Source organism: Spirosoma arboris (genome assembly GCF_009754945.1).
Taxonomy (GTDB): Bacteria; Bacteroidota; Bacteroidia; order Cytophagales; family Spirosomataceae; genus Spirosoma; species Spirosoma arboris.
Map to the genome: position 1 here is coordinate 1 of NZ_WPIN01000033.1, position 24,504 is coordinate 24,504.

The window sequence follows — 24,504 nt, forward strand, 5'->3', positions numbered from 1 at the left end:
GAGAAATAGACAGTAAATGTATTGATTAGGTGAACCCAAAGGCATCGGATAAATATATGACACCTGGCTATAAACTGACCTCCTCCCAATAGTAGCTTACTCAAACGTTTAATCAGAAAGACCAGTTGTCAAATTGCTATGGAGACCATGGGCGATGCCTTCGAAATCTTAGGGATAACTGACCAACGCCAGCCCTAGATAGAGCTAGCATTGGTTCGTCCTGATGCCGAACTCGGTTACATTTAATTTAGCCGCCTGACATCCTTGATCGACGCGGCCGAAAACGCAAGCTCGTACTGGGCGGTCTGCTCCATTAGCAGGTCTTTTTTCTACTCCTCGGCAATGGGATAGAGTTAGACGGTCATGTAGATAGGATAATTCCATTTTTGCACTATTCTAGGAAATACGGAGAAGTAGTTACTAGAAAACGCCCAAACGTCAAGTTTTAGGGGAGGATAGGCAAATGAGGCATGGCTTTCGTACTTTAAGAAGAAAAATACCAAACCAAAAACGGCCGTGTCACTATAGACCCATACATGCATCTAAGTTGTAGACAGAAGTAAAATTATCCCTAAAAGGACTAGCCTTGCATCAGTGGTATCAAGCCAGACAATTATTGGCACGGCAGACCTTAGAGAGTGTATTTCGATGGAACTGGTTCTAAATCAGGGAAGTCTCTCATTGGCGAGCCATCTCCTCGAACCGCTTAATTTTACGGAATTTAGGGACAGGATTGAGCATCTTTTACTAACTGACTCAAGCAACAGGGAGAGGGATAGCTACTACCCAGAAAGTCCCTACCTGGCTGAATAACCCGGCAAGCCGTACGAATAGTTCGAGACTGGCGACGGGCGGGTTCAATAAACAGACCAGAACATACCCGAAATAACCAGCCTCCAAACCCATCCCAAAGCGAACCCGTACTACTGACAGGTACAGAATAACACAAGCGATCCGATGAGCTAAAAGCAAAGACTTTATTGAGCATCTTATAAAAGATAGTAGCTAAGCACCATCCCATTCGTAATTTTTTTCCCTTCAGTGGCCAATAACAGGAAGGCGGGCGGGTGTTTTAACAATCTCAAACCAGTAGAAGTGTATAGTTTGGATTATGTTAGTCAGGGCTTGAAAGTCATTGGGTTTGGTTATAAAGCTATTTACACCCAGGTCATATCCTTTATCAATATCGTCCGAGTCATCGGAAGTGGTTAAAATAACAATGGGTAAATGTCGATAGCGCGGTGACTGTTTTAAGTAAGCAAGCATGTCAAAGCCATTTAGAAAAGGCATATTCAAATCCAGTAGGATTAAATCGGGTGAGATCGAATTATTTTCAATATAGTTAAGACCTTCCAGCCCATTGGAGGCCAATTGTATCCTATAGTGGATGGAAACCTGCTCAAAGGCCATCTGGATAAATAATTGATCGTCAGGGTCGTCATCGACCACTAGCACATGATACGTCTTATTCATGGGACAGCTGACAGCTTAAAGGACAGAAGCGAGAAAGGGACTCAATAAGAGTGGATTATCTACGATAGATTTTTCGTTAGGCTTCTGGAGTTACCTGAACCGTTTCATCGGTTCCATCGACTTCTAAGCTGTAGGTACCATTCTGCTGATAAATCACACGAGCCCGGGGGTTAGCTGCATAGAAATAGATATACTTGGCTTCGTCTTGTCGCCAAGTTACTCCATTAGAAAATGTAAAGCGTGTTTTTCGATTGTTAAAGCCTCGAAATGGCCCCTTAAGCTTACCCACCTGAACCCCCATAATATGTCGAGCTGTTCACCTAGAATTTGATCATATACTCCTTTGTAAAATTGGGTATTGTTAAGTCGACTGGCAATGATATGGATCAGCACTCTATATGATGGTAGATAGCTTTTCACTTGGTGAACGACAAGCCATAACAGACCTTAATCACCTTTAGGGCGGTACTCTAATCGATCTCAATACGAAGGGGACTTATTGAATTTCTAACCCGGCAATGACAATACATTAGTAGAATGCAGGAGTCGATGCAGTTACTACTTGGATGGATCATCTGGCTGTAGACTAGACCCATTTGCTACCTTTTTGACCCGGTCAGCTTGCACCACTTTTACAATCAGGGTACCGTCAAACTTAACCTTTATATTGCCACGTCTAGTCCAGCTTAAGACGGTCGCTTTATAATAGCCACGGGAATAGCCCTTAATCATCTTCTCAACACTTACCCTGTCGCCTGGAGAAATAACTGGATTCATGGGGATGTAGGTTAGAAAGGTGAAGATACAAAAAATGCCGACTCGATCCGGGCCGGCATTTCATTCTAATCTACACCACTATGGGTCGCTTTTCCATTCTGTACAGCAATGGCTGACTGCTCAGGCGGCCCTGCGTAAAATCGGTCACTTGGGTTGTATTTTGTAGAATCAAGGCTTTAGCTACTTATAAAGCCACTTCACTCATACAACAATATCTATATGTACTTTACTGCCTTGCCACCAATACGTAAAAATTTGGTCAGTATAGGCTGGGTAACCGAAAGAGCAACTTGATGATATCAACCAAAACCGGATCTGCTAAATCGTAATAGATTGCTTTCCCCTTTCGACTGCTGCTGAGCAGACCATGATCGGCCATCTTAATTAAATAGGTCGAGGTCAGGGCCTGGCTTATTTTTAAATGAGATTGAATAAAGCTCACATTGAGTCGGCCCTCTTCAACCAGGAGTTGGATAATCTGAATCCGGATTGGATTAGCCAGAACTTTTAGCAGACTAGCGGCTCGAATGCGTTGGTGCTCTTCGGGATTCATAAGACGTGGTGAGGTTTGGAAGTCAAAACTTTTTTTTAGCCTGCTGGTGTGCATGCCTCGCTTATGGTAGCGATAACAGCCTAGTAGCCTGTCGGCCCTACAATGAGCAGGTCTGGTTTGGAGGAGTAATGCCTATCCCTTAGCATCACTATCATTAAGCGGGAACAGCATATCGACAGTTTCCCGGATGATGGGAGTCAGATCCGTTGAGGATTGAGCTTTGCTGACTTGGCTAATCCAGCGGGAAAGGTGCGTGCTAAACTGGGTAAACGCGGGCTTTTGGCTGAGCGTATCCAGGGCCAGCATGAGGTTGTCTTTGACAGGGAGCAGCGCTTTGGGGAGAGAGGTCTGGCTAAGGGTTTTTCCTTGCTCAACATAGAGCAGGTTAGTAAACTTCGCTAGGGCGTTCTGGCCTTCCGGGGACTGAAAGCCCAACGCTTCTATCAGCAATCGTTCATAAGGAATGGAATCGCTAAAGGTCTCAAGATGGTGCATATAGAAAGAGAGTTTATACTGGTAAAACAAAGCCCTGGCAAGCTGCCAGGGCCGGTAAAGTAATCTAACATATTGTGCAAGATGGATAAAACGTACGCTTTAGGGTCTAGGCCAACGCCTGAGGCACTGGCAGGGCAACATGGCTAATCCGCTGACAAATCAGTCCCAGTTCGCTCGATGTGTGAGCTTCCTGAATTTCGTTCTGCCAACCCAGTAGATGAGAGTTTGTCGGCAGAAATCCGTCCAGAAGCGCCAAATGGTGCAAGGCTTGGTTTAAAATCAGCTTTGTATTCGAGAGCATTCTGGATAGCTGGGTTATCGAGTTGACGCCCAGTGACTGATTCCGTTCGGCAATAACTAAGGTCTCGAAGCTACGCGCTTTCAGAGCCGACTCGTTGCCCAGGCCGTTAATTATCAGGCTTTTGTAGGAACCAACATAGGATTGAAAATCAGTATCGCTCATTGTGTTGTTTAGCTATAGCTAGGTTGAATGTCTAGGTAAATGCAAAAAATACCAACCAATTTTTACACTGGCTCACTTTGTTGCTTTCTTGCCTTTAGGGGATAAATCCTGAGGTGTAAATCCTGACTCGTTCTGTTCATACTTAGGAACTTTAGGCGCTCCATGCACTTTAGGTGCTTTAGTAGCCACTTTTTTGATGTTCTTATTTTTCTTTTCCTCGTGTGCCATGTTCTTGGATTTAGGGGTATAACATCAACCAGTTCAAAACGCTTTAATTTAAATTCAGATACCATTCATGTATTCGTTTTTTGCAGAACGTTGCCGAATAGAAACCGGAGCACTTGTCTAAATTGGTTTTGGCATTGGTTAGGGGTTGTCCAAGATTCATTAGTGAGAATAACGTTCAGCACTTTTTCTCTGACTGTAGGTGAATTTGCTACCTTTTACTGGACAAAACAGTAAACGATCTAAATTGGACATTACATAAAGGTTATTTAAAAACGTATCCTGTAAAGGATAGCAAGTCCACAGCTAACTGACCGTCTAAGTCGATCAACTTATGAGCCTGAAACGTCCAGGGGAACGTTCTCTATTGTATCAGATAACGGAGTGTTTCAGCATTCCGAACCGCATTACCTCCCCCATCATTGTTGAAATAAACAAAGACCTCCTTGCCCATATCAACCCACTCCCTTAGCCGATGGGCCCACCAGCGCAGATCTGTATCCGAGTAGGAGCCCCCATACAGATGGTGGCGATCAGGCCCGTGCAGGCGTACATAAACAAAGGGAGCGGTTGCGCGCAGCATACAGGGTAAGTGCGCCCCACTCATAATGCAGTAAGCAACCTGATACTGTTCGAGCAAGCCAAAAATGGCTTCAGTATGCCAACTTATGTGCCGAAACTCGATGGCTACCCGCATCCAGACTGGAAGCTGTTTCAAAAAATAGGCAAGTCGCTCATAATCGTAGGAATGATTAGGGGAAAGCTGAACCAGCAGGACGGCTCGCTTGTCGCGCAGTTGGTGCCAGCAAGCTTGTATACGCTCGATCCAGCCTTCAGGAGCATAGAGTTTTTTGGCGTGAGTCAAGCCCCGGGGCGCTTTCACGGTTAACAGAAAGCCCTCCGGTAAACGTCGTCGCCAACCGGCAAACGTCGATTGCTTTGGCCAGCGGTAGAAACTACTGTTTAGCTCAACGGTCTGAAATCGTTGCCCATAATGCTCTAGCCGGTCATGGACAGGGGTTCCATGGGGATATAAAATGCCCTGCCAATGATCGTAGCTCCACCCGGAGGTGCCAATGTGAATCTTCATACTGGATTGGTTAGGTTCAACTGCACACTAACTTAAGCAGGATCTCGCTATCCAGTAAAAGAGAGCAAGGCCCGTAAATTCGTATGCCGAAACTAATCGTGAGTTGTTTTATTGGGTTTGAGGTACTACTCGATATGGATTTAACCTATTTCCTGCTTATTCTAATAGGGTTAATTATTGGCTTGACCCCACCCGTTTTCCGGCTAGCTCGCTTGACCTGGATTAATTTTTTTGTCTCATTTGACCCCAATAAGCCCACTCATTGTCCCTACTGGTCGCGTAGTATACCGGCGAGCATGCGCCAGCCTTTATAAAGCTGTCTTCGTACTTTCTAAAGCAGTTGATCGATCTTTAGAGCGAGTAAGACAGACAAGGTTACTTACCGTTTGAACGTCCACCGATGAACAACGACAGGAGCTTCCTGAATTGCGTTGTTTAGCTGGTGATCCGATTTGAAAACTAGTTGATTCAGTTCAACTGTCTCAACGTGCACTTCGAGGGTTGACAGTTCAAACGGCCAGGGCTCCAAGGCCAATGAATTATCCGTTCGTTGATGTAAATAGTAGGCTTCCCCCTTTGGGCCCTTGCTTACCTCTAACCGTCGCTCCTCAGGAGGTATCTGCTTCAGGCACAATGCTAGTGATAGGGCGTCACACCATTGCAGAAATTTATACGCATAATTGGCCTCTACTTCACTCGCTTTCATTTCGTTTCGCCACTGCGACTGATTTGTCTGCTGCTGATCCAAAAAGGTATCCAGTTGTTGGTTCGTGCCTCGCCTGGATTCATACAGAAAAGAAGTATGCATTGATAACAGTAAGGCATTCCAGCGGCTTTTTTGCAATCCTATCTGAATGAGATTCTGACACTGTTTCAGGGAAAAATCAACCAATTGAAAATGGAGGGGCGCTCCGGCAGCGGTCAGGTGATTTTGTTTTTCCCAGGCCACTTGTCCATCATCATGCTCAGCGACGGCAAGGAGTGTTTCAGCCCAATAGGGTGGGCGTTTGTCCACTTTCCAGGCTAAGGCCAATTGTAAGGCAAGTAAACCGTGAGCAGGCTGATGAATCAACTGCCAGCCTGATTCTGTTTGGCTAATTATCATATAAAATGAACCAAGAATGATTCTCTTGATTAGTCAGACAGGGAGGGAGTCAGAAACCATTATATCAAGTGAACAAACGCGATACTAAAGACAACAGGATTGTTACAAAAAAGGCTTTTTATTATTGCTCTTGTAAGAAAATGGACCTGTACAAAATCAATGAACAATGAGGCAATGGTCTGACTCATTTCAAGTTCAAGGTGGCGGGTTAGCTGTATAGGATTGGTGTATATAGCTATAACCTTTAGCTGCCTTTTAATTATTTTATAATGAGGAATTGGCTCCATTAAACTACCTTTAAGGTAGTCAGTTCTCACTGGGTTCCCTCTCCGTCTTCCGCTCTACAAGCTGTCGGTTAAGTTACTCCTTAGCCACCGCTTTATGAAACCTAAATTTCTAATTCTGCTGGTAGATGATAATGCTCAGCTCATCGACCTCTTACAGCGGGCTTCACGAGAAAATTTTCCGGAAGCGTCGTTTATTCAAGTCTGTAACACCACTGAAGCGATAGCCTATATCGACCAGCTAGATGGGGATGGTCCTAAGCTTGTTCTATTAGATATCGACTTAGGGAACGGTAAGAGCGGATTTGATTTTTTAACTTTCCTCCAGGCCCATCCCGAAGGTCGTTTTGTACCCGTTGTCATGTTGACCGTCAATCAAGTACCGAGTGCTATTGTAGCAGCTTATTCAACCGGGGCTTCTTCTTTTATCGTCAAACCGTTCAGCTTTGAAAAGTGGAAACAGTATTTCGTTACCCTAAGACAATACTGGTTTGATACAGTAACAATAGCTCCCAGCCGATTCTATAAACGGGTTCATTGAAATGATTCGTGTAAACCTAAGACCTCGGCTTTGATACAGTTACATGAATGAGATTTGTCTACATTACAAAATAACTGGCGCTATACGCACCAGTACTGATACCTAACCCATAAGAACTCGCCTAAGTGACAATCAACCTAGAAGGTGCTTGTTGAGATGGCCAATGTCCATTTATTTCCTTCTGGTCAATCCTACGATTGCCATAAACAACTTAACCCATCCCTTTTGAAATCAGCTCCTATCCGCCCAAATCAATCATTTTATGTATTCATTGCGACCGCTAACCAAGACGATCAGCTTTTAATTGCTCAAAGTTTACGCGGCTCGATGCCTACAGTTCGATTAAACTATGCCCAGACACCTGAACAGACACTACAGTGTCTAGTCGACTATACCGCCGAGTATTATAATTTCCCCCGGCTACTCATCCTGGATTTAGAGATGGCCCATCGGCAACTTGCCTGGCATCTACTCGAAGCGATCCGGGTTCATTATCCAACATTGACCATTGTCATGACCAGTTTGGACTACCGCTCAGCAACAAGGCGCCAAGCCTATACATTGGGGGCGCATGCCTTTATCGGTAAATCAAAGGATTGGGATCAGTGGAAAGAGCAGGTAGATGGATTAGCGCATTATTGGCTTAAGCTTGCTATACTGCCTGGACAACCCCTGTTTTGAGTTAATTTTTACGAGCGGTACGAAACGACAATCCTATCGCCCCCAACTCTGAACCCACTAGTTTCAGACCGTCACGATACCCGCTCTGTATTTCCATAAGTCAGATAGGCTCAATAGAAATTCTCGTCAGCGACCCTAACCAGGACTCTTCCTGGTCGAATTAATTAGAAGCCTAGGTACCACTGCCTCACTTTGCTCGAACATAGTTCTTTCTAGTAGGGTTAGTTTGTAACCAACTAGGCATTCTTAGTTGGTTTACGCAACAAAACCCAATAGTCTCATGATTAGTCAAACAGACAATACCAGCTTGACCAGTTCTTCATCTACCGAATCTTCTACCCTAATGACGGCTATTTTTGCCGATCATGACGCGGCTGAGACGGCGTATAATGAGCTGTTAGCTCATGGTTTTTCGCCAACTGAGGTAAATGTCGTTATGACGGATGAAACCCGCAAACAGAATTTTGAGCCTAGTAGCTCGGATAATTCTGCGTTAACGGATAAAGCCATGGAGGGTGCTGGCAAAGGATCTGCTATTGGGGGTACGCTGGGAGCGGTAGCCGCTGCTATAGCAGCAATAGGCACGACGCTGGCTTTACCAGGCTTGGGCTTACTGATTGCGGGTCCCTTGGCGGCTGGCTTAGCGGGTGCTGGTGCAGGGGGTCTAGCGGGTGGCTTAATCGGTGCTTTAGTCAATTCGGGTATTCCGGAAGAAACAGCCAAGGCCTATGAATCGGGGCTGAAAAGTGGAGGTATCGTGGTCGGAGTCCATCCTAGGGATGAAGCGGATAAACTGTATTTGACTCAACAAGGCTTCCATTAAGGCTAAGCTTGTCAGGAAACTGAAGAGCGATTTGAATCGGATAAATCGCTCACTCAATAAATTCTTTCTCAGTAAAACAGAACGGCTCTATCTGGGCCGTTCTGTTTTACTGGATTAATTCAACTACATATCAATTCCGATTAGTTAACGGTCATAACCAAAAAGGCTGACCTGAGCCAGTATTTTTGATTACTATCTGCTACGATCTCTTAGCTGGCAGGGAGATATATATCAGAAAAGAGTTTGGATAGGGACAATCGTGAGCAGGTGCCAGCTCGATTTCATGGTTCAAAACACCTAGTTTCAGTAAGAAAGACTTTAGCTTGGCGAAGCATTTGGGCTCCTCGGACGTGCTGGGAACAACCCAGCCTACTTTGCCATCCAGAATCTGATCGTTGTGTAAAAACCAACAACCACTCGACTCCAATTTTTCAAGAACAAGTCGGTACGAATTGTAAGTCATCAATTAAGCTGGGTTATTTTAGCAAAGGGACTTACCCCCCAATGAGTTTTTTGAATTGACTGTACTCTACCGGGTTCATGTCCGAAATATTCATACTTAATAAGCGATCAATGGGCTTGCGCCGTTCAAAAAAAGTCTGACTACCCCTAGCCGACTTATAGCTCATCAGTAACTCATTCAGTTGAATCGTATGGCGCATCACTAATAACAGGGTACGCCGGGGGTTATTTTCACTGGGTTCCCACAGGTCAGCCTTGACATCGCCTCCGAGCCCTGTCTGTTGTTTAAGGGCTTGCCTGTAGCGAAGCAGCTTTTGAATAGCGGGAAAAATCACGGTTAACTCTGCTGGTGAATACGTGGCGAATTTATGCTGCTCGGTCAATTCAAGATTGATGGCTCGCTGGAGATAGGTTTGAATGGCTTCTATCTTTTCGCTGCTTATAGCAGGTTCCATTTGTTGTTTCTTTAAAGAGTTGTAGCTATTGACTAGTAACTCAACTAATTAACTTACGAAGAAAAGAACTTTAGCGATTGAGTGACCTTCTAGTTTAATCGCTTATTCATTTTTGGAGCACCATCCTTGCCAGGAGTTAATGCATACCTTGTATTCGGCTACTCGCTTTCCTGAGCCCCTGGTTGACGTCCTGAAGAGCACTTTGACCGAATGACTCTTAAGGTAAAAACCATTTATACAGCACTTAAGTGTCGCTCTATTAAATAGAACGATAGCGGCAAAGAATGAGATTATATGAACAACTTGACAAAATTGTACTCTAACAAGTTGACTGATAGACAAAATCAACGTTAAATTTGGTTAGAGTTCTAGAATATATAGTAAGTAGATAAATAGAAGACATCCTAGTAGTCATCCTTAAATAAGCTGAATTATAATTATACAGATACGAAAGCTTTTTATTGCCATGCTTGGGGAGCTCTTTTTGGGACACCTTCCTGACTGAGGAAGCCCGTCGATAGTTGTACTGTTCTTCCTCTTTTTGACAAAGCGAACTAATTTCTAAACGGGGTTGGTTCGCTTTGTCCTTTGTCACCGATCGCACTGACAATATTTGATCCCCGTTTAATTAATATATAGTTGGTTTAACTCTTTTTAATCCTTCAAGGGGTCTTAAAATCGTATCTTCAAGTTAGAAAAACAGCCTCTGTGTCCAATAGAGGCTGTTTCAGTGACCCAGTGCCTTTCGCTTACGATAAGTTTATTCGTCCTATTTACTGTCGGCGGTATACCGATGCCACTGCAAAAGAACATCTATTTATTGAAAGAATACATCAAAACACTGATCGCCACAGAGGTGATTTTTCCTGGTGTTTTGCCTCGGAGCTTAGGCCATGAATTTAGCCCGTCCGAGCATGAGGCTATTTACTTTGCTTTAAAATTTGTCATCCGAAAAGCCCACCCCCACCAAGACAGCGACATGATTAATGCCTTTGGGCAGATTGACGATCCAACCACGGAGATTCACTGGTTTTTAAGCGACTATTGGCGAGACCTTGTAGCCCTGTTAGTGCAATACCCCGACCTAGCCGATGATTATCTTTCGAATTTGAATTAGTCCTATGCATGGGTTATGACCTTCTAACTTCCACTCACCTTGACTGTACCGATCCTAATCACCATCGCTGGTATCGCCTTCATGGCTGGGCTGATTTACCTTTTTCGAACAATTCGGTTCGAGAAGACATGTCCAAGCTGCGGCAATCCTCACCCGGATCGCATCGCCCGATCTGGCTTAATGAAGTTCTTTACGAGCAAAGCCTATCGGTGCACCTCCTGCGGAAAACGGTTCTATCAACTAGAACGAAAGGGTAGGTCCAAGCCGCTAGCTCAACCTTGATATGATAAAAAATGGGATTCGATTGCTATCAATCATTCTGCTGATCACGGCGCTGCTATGTTTTGGTGGGGTAAACCTTTTGATCTACCAGCACCAATTAAAGTGGGCCTTCTTTGCTTTTCTGGCGTCGATTGGCTGTACAATTCTGGGTGCGCTGCTTTCCGCCAAGATTGGTGCTGATAAAGTCAGCAGTAATTTACCCGGTTTAGATCAGCCTAGCAATGTGCCAGCAACTCATTTATCTGCGTTAAAACAAACGATGAAGACCCCCTCATCTGAGAGTCAGGAATTTGCCATCCCCCCAACGAAAACAAACACTGATTCAGGTCCGATCACCACTGACCCAAATCAGCGAAATCCTTCATTATCGAGTTAGTCAGAATCCCCTTTAGCCGTGCTGGTGGGGATTTTTGTTAAAGTAATTTTTGCCAATGGATAGGATCAAATCCTATGTACAGAACATTCTAATCTTAGGGAAGTTAGTGAAGAACAAACACTTTTATAAGACTATGGGAAACGTACTATACACCGTTGCTGTCGTGCTCATCATCATTTGGCTGCTTGGTTTTTTAGGCTTCAATAGTTTTGGTCTGGGTGGTATCATTCACGTGCTCCTGGTCATCGCCGTCATTATGATTATTCTACGCCTAATTCAGGGTCGTAGCGTCTAGAGACTGCATGTTGACTAAAACGCCTGGCTATTTTTAGAAAGTAGTCAGACGTTGATACATTCGGCCCAACCAGCCATTTTTACTGGGGATGCCCATAGCTAGTAATTGGGTCTTTTTAGTTTAACTCGCTGTGAACAATTCATCTGCCGAGCGAGTAGTGAGAGAAAGTTAAACAAACGGACATCATTCAGCCGTAATCTGCTTAGGTGTCGGCTGTTTTTGATAAAAAAACCCCAACGGTTAGGCAGGGGCTTTACTCTTTATGGGTATATGTACTGACTCTATAAATTGCTCTAGAGTGGACATTCTTAAGATGACAAACCTTTTGGTAAGTCGCACTTAAAAACGCCAGCCTCAGGCAAGACTGGCGTTTATGGTATACCTTCATTTACTAAATCAAAAAGCAAGATAGGGAATTCGCGGATGGGCTGGGGAATCCGGAGCACGTTGGTAGCTATGGTGTATCGTTTGTTGAGAATAATCCAATTACTGAGGAATAAAGTCCGATCATTTTTCAAACAACTACTACCCTACAAAAGTCAATTGTAAATCCCATCTAAACCATCTTTATATAAAAAGCCAATTCGTAAGCTTGTGGGCCATTGCCTCATTAAAAATTCACGGCTTGCTTAATTAATCTCTAGGGTTAGTTCATAAAATAACTATATAAGCTAATTCAGTAGTTAGCTACTTTGCTGCCCCATTGCTTTAACACCACTACTTATTGAAAACTCATCAACGTAACCGAGCCGCTACTACCCAACGCATTGTCGATGCCTTCGAGCAGATTCTTCAGGAAGCAGGTACGAAGGGGCTTACCATTAATGCCATTGCAGAAAAAGCCGACGTAAGCAAGGTGCTCATCTATCGCTATTTTGGCAGCCTTGAAGGCCTGCTAGATTACTATATACGGCGGGGCCAACTCGTTTCTCATTTTAGCCCTGCCTGGTTAGAGCAACTTCGGCCCATCCAGCCCCAGGATTTGGCTTCCATCTGGTCGACTCACACGCTACAGCTTTTTCGTCGGTTTCGCCAGTTTCGGGCTGATCGTGAACTGCTCAAGGCTAGTATGCAAGAGGATACCCCGTTAGCTGAGGTCGCGAACCGGAGCTTAGATGCCGAATTGACCAAGTTGGTTGATCAACTGGCGTTCATTGAGGGTGGTGATCATCAAGCTATTTCAGCAGTGATCTATGGGGCCTTATCCTACTTGACCCTCCAGGCTCAACTCGACCGACCCGTGATCGGGATGGATTTGCGCAGTGAAGCAGGCTGGGAGCGGATCGAAGGAGCTATACGGACACTCTATGCGGGGTGGAGTCGCCTAGCCATTGAGTCTACCTCGGTCCAAGTAAAAAGTAAACCGGACAGTTTGCCCGTAAGTCCATGGTGAATGGCCCTTTCTTATGAGTCATGATTTTCCCTAAAATGTAGAGCCGTATAGCAGCGCATAATTGAATCTGGATAGAAATCCCGTTTTAGTATGAGCCGTTTGTGAAGGTGGAGATTACCTATTTGGACTGTTTTACTTGATACAGTTATGCGTTCTATCAAGTATCCCTAGTGGGTATTAAGGGATATAACTATAATACATAGCAGCATGTAGAACCAGGTGGTTGGAATAAGCGTAGGTCCAGAAAACGCCCCATTACGATCGATTTATTTAACAATCTGACTTCATCCACCGACTTATGAGATTTTTTATTCCGTTTACCACAAATCTGGAGCAGGCACAACTTGTGTTTCAGTGGATCGTAACACATCTTAATAGGAAAGGAATTTTCTTCAAAAAAGAACCCATATTTCAGATACTATATTGGCTAGGCAATCAGTCTATTACAGAAACAGTCGGGCAGAAAAATTCAGGTACCGGTGAAGTAGTAATGACCATCCTAATGAATAATTCTGAATTTCTAATCTGTAGTCACAGCAGAGGAATCTTGTCCGGAGAACCAATACGAATTCCAGCAAGCCTAATAGAAACCGTGATTGTATTTGACTACAGTTAATTGTAGCCGCAATAAATACATATCTGAAATGTATTTTCTCAAAACGCAATTTACGAAAGCCAACATCCATACCGCCTGGAAAATGCTGACTGTAAATAAACTACATAATTTTTGTAGCCGATTCCTGCCTTGAATCACTATAGATTGATTCAAGACTGGTACCGTTACCTTACTTCTGACCAACCTATACCGCCACCAAGCGGACAACTTAGGTTAACCATACAGATTACCAATACAATCTTAGATCAATGCTTGTGCTGAAGGCATCAGTTTTTCAGTCTCGTACAGGTCTTTTATTGGCGCTTTTTATCAATACATAGTTTAAACATAAATCAGTAGATGAATCCATTAAACAACCCCGAACACAAAGAAGGGCCTGTAACTACGGCCATTGAAGAACAAACGGCGAAACTTCCCTCTGATCTATTTCTGTGGGCGGCCCTGGGTTCCATGGGTATATCCTTATACCTCAAGGCCACAGGACAAAGTAACCGCAGTCTCTTTGTGGGACAGTGGGCAGCTCCTTTTTTGTTGCTTGGCCTCTATAATAAGCTGGTTAAGCTGGAAGGACATGACAAGACTGACAAGAAGTAAGATATGTTATGTATACAGCTACTCGCTAGATGCATACATAACTCATGAAGTTTAATCAGTTGATAAAAACTTCACACTTATGACTCCATGATAGATACTACTGATGCAATAGACGACGAAGCTATTTTCCGTTCTATCGTCATGGAGTCACCTATTCCAATTGCTTTACTGGTTGGTCGGGAATTGATTATTACGGTCGCCAATGAACCTCAGTTGACCGTTTGGGGGAAAGGTAATCAGGTGATGGGAATACCCTTAGCCCAAGCCATTCCCGAGATGCAGGGACAGCCCTTTCTTGCCATACTCGATGAGGTATTTAAAACGGGGGTCACCTTCGCCACGGATAATACCCCAGCCGAAATGGTCATCGATGGGATTCGTAAAATGGTCTATTTCGACTTTTCATTTAAAGCGGTTCGGGATCGTAAGGGAGCCGTGTACGGCATCATCGCGACGGGTATCGAAATAACCCAGCAACTAGCTGACCAACAGGCACTGCAGCAGAGCGAAGAACGATTCCGTGACTTGTCAATCGATCTGGATCGACAAGTCCAGGAGCGAACGCAGCAATTGGAAGAATCAATTCAGGATTTAAAGCGATCCAACCAGAACCTCCAACAGTTTGCCTACATTGCTTCCCACGATTTGCAGGAGCCCCTGCGCAAAATCCAGCAATTTGGTGATCTGCTCAAGAACCAATATGGTGTCGGCTTGGGAGACGGAATAACCTACATTGAGCGAATGCAAGTAGCCGCCAGTCGGATGTCTACATTGATTCGAGATCTACTGAGCTATTCGCGAATCTCCACCCAGCGAGATACCAGCCAGACCGTCTTACTGGCCACTATTGTGGAGGTAGTCGTAACGAATTTGGATGTGCTTATTCAGGAAACTAACGCTACTATTCAGGTTAGCGGCTTACCCATGGTCGAGGGTGATCCTTCGCAATTAGAACAATTATTCCAAAACCTGTTGAGCAATGCGTTAAAGTTTCGAAAGCCTGGGACTATTCCTCAAATTCAGATCAAGTCGAGCTGGGTGGAAGCTTCGCATTTACCAAAGAATAGTAAGCCCAATCGAGCAGCGATCGCCTATCACCGGATCGATATCGTTGACAATGGAGTCGGCTTTGAGGAAAAGTATGTGGACCGCATCTTTCAGGTCTTTCAACGACTACATGGTAAAGGCGAGTATGCCGGTACAGGCATTGGTCTGGCTATTTGCGAAAAGGTAGTCGCCAATCATGGGGGCGTGATCACAGCCACGAGTCAGCCAAGTCAAGGGGCTACCTTCAGCGTCTACTTACCGGTATAGTCAATTTCTGAAACATTAAGGAGGAAATCCACACAGGGCCATCATTATTGCCAGTGGCAAGCTAACCGTTCCTGCTGCCCTCTGAAAAGTGATTGTGATACTGCTAGTTTTTGGATGATGTAAGCCGGATAAACGCGCAGACGCAAGTCATTGCGGTCTGGCTTCACGCTCTTGCTTCCAGTGGCGAAACGAATTTAATTAACTTACTTTTTCTACTCCGCAACACGCTATAAAGGCGATAATTCCAGTTTTTTCAGGATTGCCTAAAAAAAGCCACACCGACTCGGTGTGGCTAAAAACTAAACAGAAAGGCGTATCGATGCAGATTAGCTGCCAAGTTGACCTAAAATCTGTTTGGTCAGCGCAACGTGCTCTTTAAACACCGCCAAAGCCAGGGTAGCCAAATGCCTCGTCTGGCTTTCGGCAGGGCTGGTTTTACCCATTGATTTCGTTAAATAATCCTGCGCCAGATCCCGCAAAAATTCATGATTCTCGAGTTGGGCCTCAATATACGCCTTGTCAAAAGCAGCGCCGGTGGTGGTCTTGATTTTGGTCAGTGTAGCCTGGGCCTTAGCGTCCATGGCCGGTACTGGAGTGCCCAACTCTTTGAGCACTGACGTAACCGCCTTAGCCTCTTCCAACTCAAAGCCCGCGAACTCCTTCGCATAGGTATTAGCCGCTTTACTTAGCGCAATCTGGCTGGTAACCAGCGAAAGCTCAGCTGGCCCAATCACCTTTTGACGAAATTCTTTTTCCGTGGCTGCTGTGGGCGAATCATCCAGTAGGCTAGATGCCTCGGTGGTGAGCGATGTTAGTAAGGAGGCCACTAAAGGAATACCAGCCCGTAGGGACAGTGTACCGACTATTGACTTTTTAACGAAATCTCTGCGGGGTGTTGGTTCAATCGATTTCATAGAGCTTGTTTGCGATGGATTTACGAATCCGTAACCCAGCCAATAAACGGGTAAGTACTCTACCCTGTTCATGTCCTCGCACAAATCGGCCATCCCAAGACCGTTTGCTCATCAATGCTCATTAAAAAAAGGTCTCTAAAGCTTACTGTAGTCACTATCGTTTACGGATAGGAAAGTAAATGATCTTGCCGTAGTGTCCCATGAAGGGTAGTAAGTCCAGTTTGTAAACCTAGGCGAGTTAAATCTTGATGACCTACCGACAATTCATCGACAACTAGAGACCTATTTATCGTTGGCTGACCAATCTTACAAACGGACGACCAACATCATACGTTTGTAAAAATACCATCAAGCCGTCTTTTTAAACGCCCAATTTAGGGAAATGCCAATCGCCCATCGTCTCATTTGGGAGGGTTAATTGAGATTCAGGTTCAGATCATTGCTTTTAATGAGCTAGCAACAATTTTCGTACTTTTCTTCTTAAAGTACGAAACAGGATCATGAGGGTATTACAACGCGTTGCCTGTTAACTTACAAAGTCACTTCAATCACTTTAGTAATCCCATCGACGCCAACTGAATTTTGAACTGATAAACTAACGGAATACTTACCTTTCCCAAATTGACGCTTGGGGTTCTTTTCACTAGTGGTTGTGGAATACACATCAAACTGCCAGCTATAAACATCAGCGTTTGTCGACTGATTTGTAAACTGAATGAGGCCATTCCCTACGTTTTCCCATATAAAATCGGCTTTTGGAGCCGGTTTTACTATTTCCTTTGAGGAACAGCTAACTACCAATATCGGTAAAAGAAAAGCTATCAACAGTCTGCCCATAGATTATCTTACTCAATAAATATGGTACAATACAAAGGCCTTAAATCATCTATTTTACTATTGTCTATTATCGGCGATTATACGTTGGTAATCAACTTCGTGAATAAAAGAGATGTAGAGTATTAGTCTTTATAGACACCATCATAGATCTATAAAGATTACTTTTCGTTTTCGTACTTTGAGAAGTAAAGTACGAAATGTGAAATACTAACTATTGCGTGAAAGTTTGTCATACGTTGTACTTTTCTAATGTAGGGTCATTATATTAAATCAGGATTTTCCTTCCAATGTTACTCTGCTATAATAGGCCCAAAAAAGCCCGGCTGCAACTTGCGTTCCGGGCTTTAAACTAGGCGTCAAACTTATTTGATTCGATTGGACCGAGAAAGTCACGGACATATCCAGCTCAATTCAGCCGCCTGACGTCATTAATGAACTCGGCCGAGAAGGCTACTTCATACTGAGCGATACGCTCCAGTAGCAAATCTAGCTTCTCCGACAGCAGGGCTGCTTTCTGTTCCAACAGAGTTACTTTCTCGTCCAGCTGCCGGTAGAGCTTATCTGCCACATCACACTGCTTGTTACTGCACGTCACCAGTTCACGCTGTACAGTCGCTAATTCCTGAAGGTCTTCCACCCATTGCCAAAGCGTCTCAAAGTCGTAGCAATCGCGCGGGTTGCCTGAGGATGGTTTCATCTTTTCCATATCGATCAGGAGGCTTTGTAGATTTGAGAGAAGGGTTGATTAATGATTACTCTCGGAATAACTAATTTTCTATATTCCTCATCGACCAACGCTCCGTCCGTTTTGACGTAATATTTTGTTGTCGTATTCACGCTAGAATGCCCCATGATCCCCGCAACACCCGCCATCGAAAAGCCACTTCTGAGCATCAGATTACCTGCCGTTTTGCGACATATCTTGCTGGTAAAATCACGCTCAAAACCGATCATGGTCGCTATTTCCTGCGCTTTATCGTTGAACCGGTTCGGGAAATAGATCTTGGGGATCTTGGTTTTAGCTTCTTCGAGCAACGCATGTAATTCTGGCAACATATAGATGTGACATTCATTTTTAGGTGGCTTATTTCGGGTAATCACAATTTTCTTACCCTCCTCCCCTTCCCGTTCGTAAGCCTCCCGGTTCTTTACATACCGAATCGCGTCCTTGTAATCAAGCCCGGTCAAACACATAAGTTTCATCCACCATAGGGCCCCCGCAATCCGGCCTGTTAGCTTCAGAGCGAATAATCGTTCTAGGTGCTCAGGAGCTAAGTAGTAGACATCTTTAGGTTTATCTCGAGGAAATTCAAGTGTAAGTATACCGGCATCAACCGTTATTCCTTCGTCAATCAGGTACTCAAATACCTTTTTTGCCTTGGTAGCGTAGTCAGTGGCATTGCTGAGCTGCATAGGACGGTTAAGGTGTATTTGCTTCGGACTACCAGCAGGAATGGTCAGCAGCCAGAGGTGAAAACGCTTTAGAAAGTTTCGATTAACCTCCTTGGCCTTTAGCGTCAGAGCGTCAATATGGGTCAGATACTTAATCAGGTAGTTAAGTCCCGAACGCCATTTATCCAGAGTATTGGCGCTTAACGCACAGGGAGTTCCTTTTTGTGAAAGCAGTAGGTTTCTGTACAGATCATAGGCATCAACCAAGCTTATATCTGGAGATATATGATGAAGCTTGGACTGGAGACTAAATCCAGGCTTCTGTCCAGTCATATATTCCTCTTTGACCGTCTTTACAGTTGGCTTTGGCCCAGTACCACCTTTGTACTGTTGCTGTTGATTGAGCAGAACATTTTTAATGAATAACTCCGTTTTTCTAAGCTCATCGTTAAATGCTATGATATCGGCGTGGCGTCCCCTTAGCTTTTGCTCTTTCTGATCCCATAGTTTAGGGTTAGCGGTGACGACTTCGCCTTGCCAGGGGCGTTTAGGATCTGGCTTTCGATCTTCAGGCCATCGTAGATAAAAACCACCATCCTCTTGTCCTTCAACAGTAATGCGAATTTGTAAAGGCACAGGTATAGATTGCTTTTGACCTAATAAAGCATCAAAGGCTAATTGAATCTGGTGTGTACGGTGATAGGGCTTTTCAGAAGCTAACGGGCGCAATCTGAATCGGACAGATATGGCCATTTTACGACGGTCAAACATGGCTTAAGCGGCTTTGTGGATGGAAGAGAGTGGAGATGAGTTATTTTCTTGCCCTTTATTGCTCATGCGTTGCATGGCCCGATCTACCGTAACGCTTGAGGTCTTAACGTAATACCGTTCAGTTGTAGCCGTAGTACTGTGACCCAGAAAGCGACTAATCTCATGGATGACATAACCCTCAAGCAGCCAGTTCGCACCAGCCGTTTTTCGGGCCACCTTGCTTGTCAATGTATGAGGAAAACCAATCAGCTTGCCGATCTTTTTGAGTCCTCTATTGAGGTATTCTAAATCATATGCCCAGCCAATAGGACCTGCAAGTACAGATTCAAGAATCACAGAAATTGGAATATGGCACTCCGAATCATTTTTGCTTCGCTTGATAACAATTTTATGCCCACCAATCCCCTGTACCTCGTACGCTGATCGGTTATTGACGTACCGTATGGCGTCTACATAATCAAGGCCCGTCAAACACATTACTTTGAGCCAGAATAGGGTTCTGGACTCATGCTGCTTTAGTCCGTTAAGGTTAAAAACAGCTTCTGTTTGTTCGGGACTAAGCCATACAACCGTTTTTGTCTTTGATTTAGGCAACTTCATGCCATGCAATGGATTGTACGGCAATTGGTCGTGTTCAACCAAATAGTCAACAAGCTGGCGAATGAACGTTACGTAGCCAGCGGCCGTAGTTGGTGTAGTGGACCGCTCTTGAATTAGCCAACCATAAAACCGCTTTACCCACCCTTGCTTTATTTCTGAGGCCCGCATATCCAGGGTATCCTCGTAGGTTAAAAATCGTTCCAGGTGATCGATGCTATACCTTTTTTTTCTCAGAGTGGCGGAGGCTAAACTACTTTCAGTGCCTTGTCTTGTTTTTAGGTGCTGGTAAAACTGTTGGGCAGCCCCAAAAACTGATTTAGACAAGCGTATGGCTCCTCCTTTTTTTGTCTCAAGAATTTGTCCCGATAGGTATTCGGCCTTGACACTTTCCAAAGTGGGCTTTACGCCTTCTCCAGCGATATACCGCGCGACTTGTTGGGTATATATTTCCCTAAACCTAAGCTCAATTTTCTTCAGCTCATCATTGAAGTGAGACACTTCTAGGCTTCTCCCTTTTAAACATTGTCCAGCCTGATCCCAGAGGTCAGGATTGACCGTTACAACAGAGCCATAATTGTTTCCTTCGATTAAGCCATTGACATAATCAGCGTAAGCAGGGCCATCTTCGGGAGCAAGGATTTTGAGGTAAAAGCCCCCATCTTCATTGCCTTGTACTGTTAATCTGATTTGTATTGGTGCGCTCTTTAAGCCGTATTGTCTGTCGGTTTTGGCTAGCCGAGTCTGTGAAGGGTGTGGAAGGTACTCGTTGGGTAGTGGCCTCATTCGATAGCGAACCGAAATAGGTTTTTTTTGCCTTTCAAAAAGTATGCGTACTCCCGCTAGCTTTAGTCTATGCCTGTAATTGTCGGGCTTAAATACGTCCTCTGGCTTTTCAATTGTGGTGTATTTTTTGGAAGTAAGTGACTTGGTGTCTACTAAATCGGCCGCCCATTTAAGGTTTGATGCCTTATCATTGCGTAAGTCACCATCAATATGTACTACCCTTGCGTTGTTTTTAGGATTCCCTAAAAAGGCTTTGGCGACAACTTCGCCAATATAGATGCAAGCCTCAGAGCCAACCTCCCCATATAAAGGGCGCAATGTGATGCACCTGGTACCTGATTTACTTATCTGAGTGCGGATAATGTTGCCATTGTAAAGGCTTCGGATTTCACCTAGGTTTGACACCTCGTAACCTCCTTTAAAGCCAGCCATAGGCTTCCATACTATCTCCTGCTTACCTGGAAGTGGTTGCCGGTGGCCCTGCTGAACAGGTGTTTTGGCCTGATTTCTGGCCTTTTGTGGAGAGGTAGTTGCATAGTTGCCCCTACCCACGTAGCTTTGCTCCGTTGTCATTTGAATGAAGAGTTAAAATGATTGACTACAGGACCCCGTATCGTGAATGCTTGGAGGCTTTCGGTTCGGGGTTTACTGTTTTTTAGCGGCTCAACTTTTGTCATACAGTCCAGCGGGCAACCTCCTCGGTACTATATCGCCTTTTCTGATCCTAATTGATTGTACAATAATACGAATGTGATAGTATATATCCTACCTTTCAGGATAAAAAAATGCTATTCAAAGAATGATTTTGGCTCTATTCCGAGAGCTTCGGCTATCTTCTGTAAAGTATCAAGTGTTAGATTTTGACTACCTGCTTCATAGCCGTTTATGGTAACTCTACCAACCCCTAATTTTTCGCCCAGTTCCTTTTGAGTAAATCCTTTAGCTTTACGGGCTTGTTTAATTAGACTACCTACTTGTTTTTTTAGCTCTGCCACTGCTCATTTATCTATAATGTAAATATACAATTTAGACGTATATATCCTACGTATTCAGGTTTATAACCTAATCATTAATCTCATTTAACTTCGCATAGAGCCCCGCATATCGGCTGAATACCTGCTCAGGGGGAAGGAGATCCCATACGTAAATTAAGCGCTCCTGCGACCTTAAACACGGTTCAGCAGCTACGCGAGTTTCAGATGCAGATGAATGACTTTATTGAGCAGAAAGTAAAAGAGCTGGAAGGCTAACAGACTTTATATATATGAGTGGGTTTAGAAGTCCTGGTGCTATTGGTGCCGGGTCTTTTTGTTTGAGTGTAAATTCATTGCTTGACAACCTAGCCACTTAGTCAGGCGGGTAGCTGAACATTTATTATAACCTACCTGTCGAATGAAAAAAAGAAGACAGTATTAAGTCACCAAAATTTAGATATAATTTCTCTATAATCTTTAATGGCTTTTTGTGGTTAGCTATCTCAAAGCAATAGCCATGAATGAAAAACTAAATCATCAACTTGCATCCGAACTAAGCGCCTTTAAGGGATTGGCACCAACTACTAGCGCTGCCGATATTACCGAGGCTTACAATCGGATTCTAAACATTGTTCAATCGCTGATGCTCACGGATGAAGATCCTGACTCCCATGCGCGGGCCTGGAGCCTGCTGAGAGACGATATCTATAAATATTTATCGGAAGTTCAGGAAGGAAAAATGAGCGCTATTGATGAGTTGAAATACAAAATGGATCAGGTTGGTCAACTACTTTCAATCACCTAGTTAAGACTGGGGAGTGGAACAATTCGTACGAACATTGGCCTTACCTATTGAATGGATCTGTCTCATACCAGCCTCTGGCGCTTCGCATTACATAGTACCATATTCTCATTAATAAGACTACTTTTTATCCCTTCTAATGTTGCGTCGTGTTAGATACTTACCTATTAACTAAATAGGTTTAATTAACTCAAGGTTATGAAAAAGGTAATCATACTGGGGGCTATGCTAGTGGGCATTGCTACCTTCAGCGCACAGGCGCAAACAACACCAACAACTACGAGCGGTAGTGGTACAGGCAATGGTACGAACGGATCTGCTGCTCAAAACGGCACCTCTCCTACTAGCGGTAATAACGGATCAACCGTAGGCTCAGGCAGCACTACGGGAACAGGCTCCATGAATAGCGATCAGACTGGCCAAGGTGGCCGGGGTAAATCAGCTCGTTCAGGCTCGATGAGTAACGGCTCCTCTATGAATGGAAACAGTAGTCAGCGCGACAATTCCACAACTGATGGCACCGGCACCCAGAGCAGCAACTCAGTATCAACCCAGGATGGGTCGATGGATAACGGATCAGCCCAATCTCGGGGGGGTAACCGCAAAGGGAAAATGAAAAAGCCGACTTCGACGACTTCTTCGAACTAATCAGCTTTGGCTTTACAATTCCTTAGTAAGTGTAGTAGGTTTCTTTTAAAGGTCGGTTCTTACCTGGAGCCGACCTTTTTTTATGAACCATAAATAGCTCTGTCTTGCTCTAGGATATGTAATTATATTGCCTTAGTGCACCTTACCACTAGTTGCCTTAGTTGTTCCTGTAATACTATTGATTCCCTATTTATTTGTTGTGACCTTGCCACAGTCTGCTTACTTCTAGCAATTGCCGCTAAACAGCGTTGCTGTAGTTGAGCCATATCAATTGTAGTATTCCTTTCCATATCGAGATCAATACATATATGAGTCAAAAGCTGAAACTCCTCTAGTTTGTTATCTCCCTTTATCAAAAGGTTTAAAACATGTAGCTACCTATAATTTTTACGTTGCGTAACTCTTCCTTCCCTCTCTCCCTATGCCGGTTTCAACTGGCAGATGCTGAGTAATCCATAAAGTCCGAGAGTCAACTATATATTATCGGGCTCTATAAATCGCTTATCATAGGTTGCTAAGGCTGTATCGTTGTAGGCAGGATGGTTGTGTCATGCCAGTAAGAACGCAGAGCAGTCACATACGTACGCCACCCCTGCAAATTATCGGGCTTCAGAGTATAGGCTACTGCTCCTTTTTCGTACGCCTGCTTTACGACAGGTGGCTCCGTGGAGGAGGTCAGCATCACGATGGGAGTCTTGCCCTTTAAGCGGTCATTGAGTTGAGGGATCAAGTCCAATCCATTAACGGAGGTGCCTAAATCAATATCTAACAGAATCAACTGCGGGATTTTATCGGCCTTCTGATCTAAATGATCAAGTGTTTCCTGGGCTGACCTGGCATTAATAAACGTAGCTTCCGGGAATAGCTGACTGGCTACCCGTTCCAGTAGCTCGCAGATGGGGGGCTCATCATCCACCACTAAGATTTCAAAGGATTTAATGTCTGGCATAGGGGATGACTGTTTAGACAAGGTAGAGCTTAACAAGCTGATTAGCTGTCGTGTTCAATGAATCTACCGGAAAATCACCCGCCGAAATATAATCTGGGTACTGTTGCGGTTAAAAACCAGAAGGTTCGCAGCTGATTAACATAAGCTTTCCAGTCCCCATAATCAAACGGCTTGATCGTGAACGCATTAGTCCCTCGTCTGTAGGCTTCGAACGCTAATGCCTTACTAGTTATGCCTGTTAGAATGATAATAGGCACTAAACAACCAACGGGGTGCTTTCGCATTTGGGTTAAAAATTCTAACCCACCTGGTTCAGTCTGGAGGTTTACATCTAACAGGACTATGTTTGGTCCTAGTCCTTCCAGATCATCCAGATATCTGGAAGCTTCCGTAAAATTGTTGACCAGTACATAGTGGGCT

Annotated in this window: 30 protein-coding genes; 12 read left to right on the forward strand and 18 right to left on the reverse strand. The window is 44.3% G+C overall.

Going from position 1 to position 24,504, the window contains the following annotated elements:
* Positions 1-721 precede the first annotated feature (721 nt).
* The 9 genes from GO755_RS39685 to GO755_RS39720 all read right to left on the reverse strand — a co-directional run bounded on the left by GO755_RS39685 (position 722) and on the right by GO755_RS39720 (position 5,076).
* Positions 722-988: a hypothetical protein gene (locus GO755_RS39685; protein ID WP_157590998.1), complete on the reverse strand. Its 267-nt coding sequence runs from the start codon at positions 986-988 to the stop codon at positions 722-724.
* Positions 989-1,038: 50 nt separating this feature from the next.
* Positions 1,039-1,473: a response regulator gene (locus GO755_RS39690; RefSeq protein ID WP_157590999.1), complete on the reverse strand. Its 435-nt coding sequence runs from the start codon at positions 1,471-1,473 to the stop codon at positions 1,039-1,041.
* Between the two features lie 76 nt (positions 1,474-1,549).
* Positions 1,550-1,774, reverse strand: coding sequence for a hypothetical protein (locus GO755_RS39695; RefSeq protein WP_157591000.1), 225 nt, complete (start codon positions 1,772-1,774; stop codon positions 1,550-1,552).
* A 257-nt stretch (positions 1,775-2,031) separates the two neighbouring features.
* A complete protein-coding gene (locus GO755_RS39700) occupies positions 2,032-2,250 on the reverse strand; it encodes a hypothetical protein (protein WP_157591001.1) in 219 nt (72 codons plus the stop codon).
* Positions 2,251-2,509: 259 nt separating this feature from the next.
* Complete coding sequence (locus GO755_RS39705; RefSeq protein WP_198175065.1) at positions 2,510-2,803, reverse strand: ArsR/SmtB family transcription factor; 294 nt, start codon at positions 2,801-2,803, stop codon at positions 2,510-2,512.
* A gap of 132 nt (positions 2,804-2,935) precedes the next feature.
* Complete coding sequence (locus tag GO755_RS39710; RefSeq protein WP_157591003.1) at positions 2,936-3,298, reverse strand: hypothetical protein; 363 nt, start codon at positions 3,296-3,298, stop codon at positions 2,936-2,938.
* A gap of 106 nt (positions 3,299-3,404) precedes the next feature.
* The gene (locus tag GO755_RS39715) at positions 3,405-3,761 is read right to left on the reverse strand and encodes a hypothetical protein (protein ID WP_157591004.1); all 357 of its coding nucleotides are present in this window, start codon (positions 3,759-3,761) and stop codon (positions 3,405-3,407) included.
* 72 nt (positions 3,762-3,833) lie between these two features.
* Positions 3,834-3,989, reverse strand: a complete 156-nt coding sequence (locus GO755_RS41135; RefSeq protein WP_198175066.1) for a hypothetical protein — start codon at positions 3,987-3,989, stop codon at positions 3,834-3,836.
* Positions 3,990-4,350: 361 nt separating this feature from the next.
* Complete coding sequence (locus tag GO755_RS39720; RefSeq protein ID WP_157591005.1) at positions 4,351-5,076, reverse strand: DUF72 domain-containing protein; 726 nt, start codon at positions 5,074-5,076, stop codon at positions 4,351-4,353.
* 83 nt (positions 5,077-5,159) lie between these two features.
* On the opposite strand from GO755_RS39720, the gene GO755_RS39725 reads away from it, so the two are divergent.
* Complete coding sequence (locus tag GO755_RS39725) at positions 5,160-5,390, forward strand: hypothetical protein (protein ID WP_157591006.1); 231 nt, start codon at positions 5,160-5,162, stop codon at positions 5,388-5,390.
* A 65-nt stretch (positions 5,391-5,455) separates the two neighbouring features.
* Here GO755_RS39725 and GO755_RS39730 read toward each other — a convergent pair whose 3' ends face one another.
* Positions 5,456-6,181: a DUF3891 family protein gene (locus tag GO755_RS39730; RefSeq protein ID WP_157591007.1), complete on the reverse strand. Its 726-nt coding sequence runs from the start codon at positions 6,179-6,181 to the stop codon at positions 5,456-5,458.
* 381 nt (positions 6,182-6,562) lie between these two features.
* Here GO755_RS39730 and GO755_RS39735 point away from each other — a divergent pair, with 381 nt between their 5' ends.
* The 3 genes from GO755_RS39735 (at position 6,563) to GO755_RS39745 (ending at position 8,510) form a co-directional block, all read left to right on the forward strand.
* Entirely contained in the window at positions 6,563-7,006 is a 444-nt protein-coding gene (locus GO755_RS39735) for a response regulator (protein WP_157591008.1), read from the forward strand.
* A 225-nt stretch (positions 7,007-7,231) separates the two neighbouring features.
* A complete protein-coding gene (locus tag GO755_RS39740) occupies positions 7,232-7,687 on the forward strand; it encodes a response regulator (RefSeq protein ID WP_198175067.1) in 456 nt (151 codons plus the stop codon).
* 280 nt (positions 7,688-7,967) lie between these two features.
* Positions 7,968-8,510 (forward strand): hypothetical protein, encoded by a 543-nt coding sequence (locus GO755_RS39745; protein ID WP_157591010.1) that lies wholly within the window; start codon positions 7,968-7,970, stop codon positions 8,508-8,510.
* Positions 8,511-9,004: 494 nt separating this feature from the next.
* On the opposite strand, the gene GO755_RS39750 is transcribed toward GO755_RS39745, so the two are convergent.
* The gene (locus tag GO755_RS39750) at positions 9,005-9,427 is read right to left on the reverse strand and encodes a hypothetical protein (protein ID WP_157591011.1); all 423 of its coding nucleotides are present in this window, start codon (positions 9,425-9,427) and stop codon (positions 9,005-9,007) included.
* Positions 9,428-10,220: 793 nt separating this feature from the next.
* Between GO755_RS39750 and GO755_RS39755 the strand changes: the two genes are divergently transcribed.
* The 6 genes from GO755_RS39755 to GO755_RS39785 all read left to right on the forward strand — a co-directional run bounded on the left by GO755_RS39755 (position 10,221) and on the right by GO755_RS39785 (position 15,414).
* Positions 10,221-10,544, forward strand: a complete 324-nt coding sequence (locus tag GO755_RS39755; RefSeq protein WP_157591012.1) for a hypothetical protein — start codon at positions 10,221-10,223, stop codon at positions 10,542-10,544.
* A 283-nt stretch (positions 10,545-10,827) separates the two neighbouring features.
* The gene (locus tag GO755_RS39765) at positions 10,828-11,202 is read left to right on the forward strand and encodes a hypothetical protein (protein WP_157591014.1); all 375 of its coding nucleotides are present in this window, start codon (positions 10,828-10,830) and stop codon (positions 11,200-11,202) included.
* 133 nt (positions 11,203-11,335) lie between these two features.
* Positions 11,336-11,497, forward strand: a complete 162-nt coding sequence (locus tag GO755_RS39770) for a lmo0937 family membrane protein (protein ID WP_157591015.1) — start codon at positions 11,336-11,338, stop codon at positions 11,495-11,497.
* A gap of 724 nt (positions 11,498-12,221) precedes the next feature.
* On the forward strand, positions 12,222-12,890 hold the full coding sequence (locus GO755_RS39775) for a TetR/AcrR family transcriptional regulator (protein WP_157591016.1): 669 nt from the start codon (positions 12,222-12,224) through the stop codon (positions 12,888-12,890).
* Positions 12,891-13,845: 955 nt separating this feature from the next.
* Positions 13,846-14,100 (forward strand): hypothetical protein, encoded by a 255-nt coding sequence (locus tag GO755_RS39780; protein ID WP_157591017.1) that lies wholly within the window; start codon positions 13,846-13,848, stop codon positions 14,098-14,100.
* Between the two features lie 87 nt (positions 14,101-14,187).
* On the forward strand, positions 14,188-15,414 hold the full coding sequence (locus GO755_RS39785) for a sensor histidine kinase (protein WP_157591018.1): 1,227 nt from the start codon (positions 14,188-14,190) through the stop codon (positions 15,412-15,414).
* Between the two features lie 326 nt (positions 15,415-15,740).
* Here the strand turns inward: GO755_RS39785 and GO755_RS39790 are convergent, their stop codons facing one another.
* From GO755_RS39790 to GO755_RS39810, 5 genes are all read right to left on the reverse strand, one after another.
* Positions 15,741-16,328 (reverse strand): DUF4142 domain-containing protein, encoded by a 588-nt coding sequence (locus GO755_RS39790; RefSeq protein ID WP_198175068.1) that lies wholly within the window; start codon positions 16,326-16,328, stop codon positions 15,741-15,743.
* Positions 16,329-17,571: 1,243 nt separating this feature from the next.
* Positions 17,572-17,871: a hypothetical protein gene (locus tag GO755_RS39795; RefSeq protein ID WP_157591020.1), complete on the reverse strand. Its 300-nt coding sequence runs from the start codon at positions 17,869-17,871 to the stop codon at positions 17,572-17,574.
* Between the two features lie 5 nt (positions 17,872-17,876).
* Positions 17,877-19,328 carry a tyrosine-type recombinase/integrase gene (locus GO755_RS39800; RefSeq protein WP_157591021.1) on the reverse strand — a complete coding sequence of 484 codons (1,452 nt, stop codon included), beginning with the start codon at positions 19,326-19,328 and terminating at the stop codon, positions 17,877-17,879.
* Positions 19,329-19,331: 3 nt separating this feature from the next.
* Positions 19,332-21,284, reverse strand: a complete 1,953-nt coding sequence (locus GO755_RS39805) for an NUMOD4 domain-containing protein (RefSeq protein ID WP_157591022.1) — start codon at positions 21,282-21,284, stop codon at positions 19,332-19,334.
* 215 nt (positions 21,285-21,499) lie between these two features.
* Positions 21,500-21,706, reverse strand: coding sequence for a helix-turn-helix domain-containing protein (locus tag GO755_RS39810; RefSeq protein WP_317166049.1), 207 nt, complete (start codon positions 21,704-21,706; stop codon positions 21,500-21,502).
* Positions 21,707-22,202: 496 nt separating this feature from the next.
* Between GO755_RS39810 and GO755_RS39815 the strand changes: the two genes are divergently transcribed.
* The gene (locus GO755_RS39815) at positions 22,203-22,490 is read left to right on the forward strand and encodes a hypothetical protein (protein ID WP_157591023.1); all 288 of its coding nucleotides are present in this window, start codon (positions 22,203-22,205) and stop codon (positions 22,488-22,490) included.
* Positions 22,491-22,685: 195 nt separating this feature from the next.
* Positions 22,686-23,135 (forward strand): hypothetical protein, encoded by a 450-nt coding sequence (locus GO755_RS39820; protein WP_157591024.1) that lies wholly within the window; start codon positions 22,686-22,688, stop codon positions 23,133-23,135.
* Positions 23,136-23,649: 514 nt separating this feature from the next.
* On the opposite strand, the gene GO755_RS39825 is transcribed toward GO755_RS39820, so the two are convergent.
* Positions 23,650-24,084: a response regulator gene (locus GO755_RS39825; protein ID WP_157591025.1), complete on the reverse strand. Its 435-nt coding sequence runs from the start codon at positions 24,082-24,084 to the stop codon at positions 23,650-23,652.
* A gap of 74 nt (positions 24,085-24,158) precedes the next feature.
* A partial coding sequence (locus GO755_RS39830; protein WP_157591026.1) for a response regulator occupies positions 24,159-24,504 on the reverse strand: 346 nt, incomplete at its 5' end.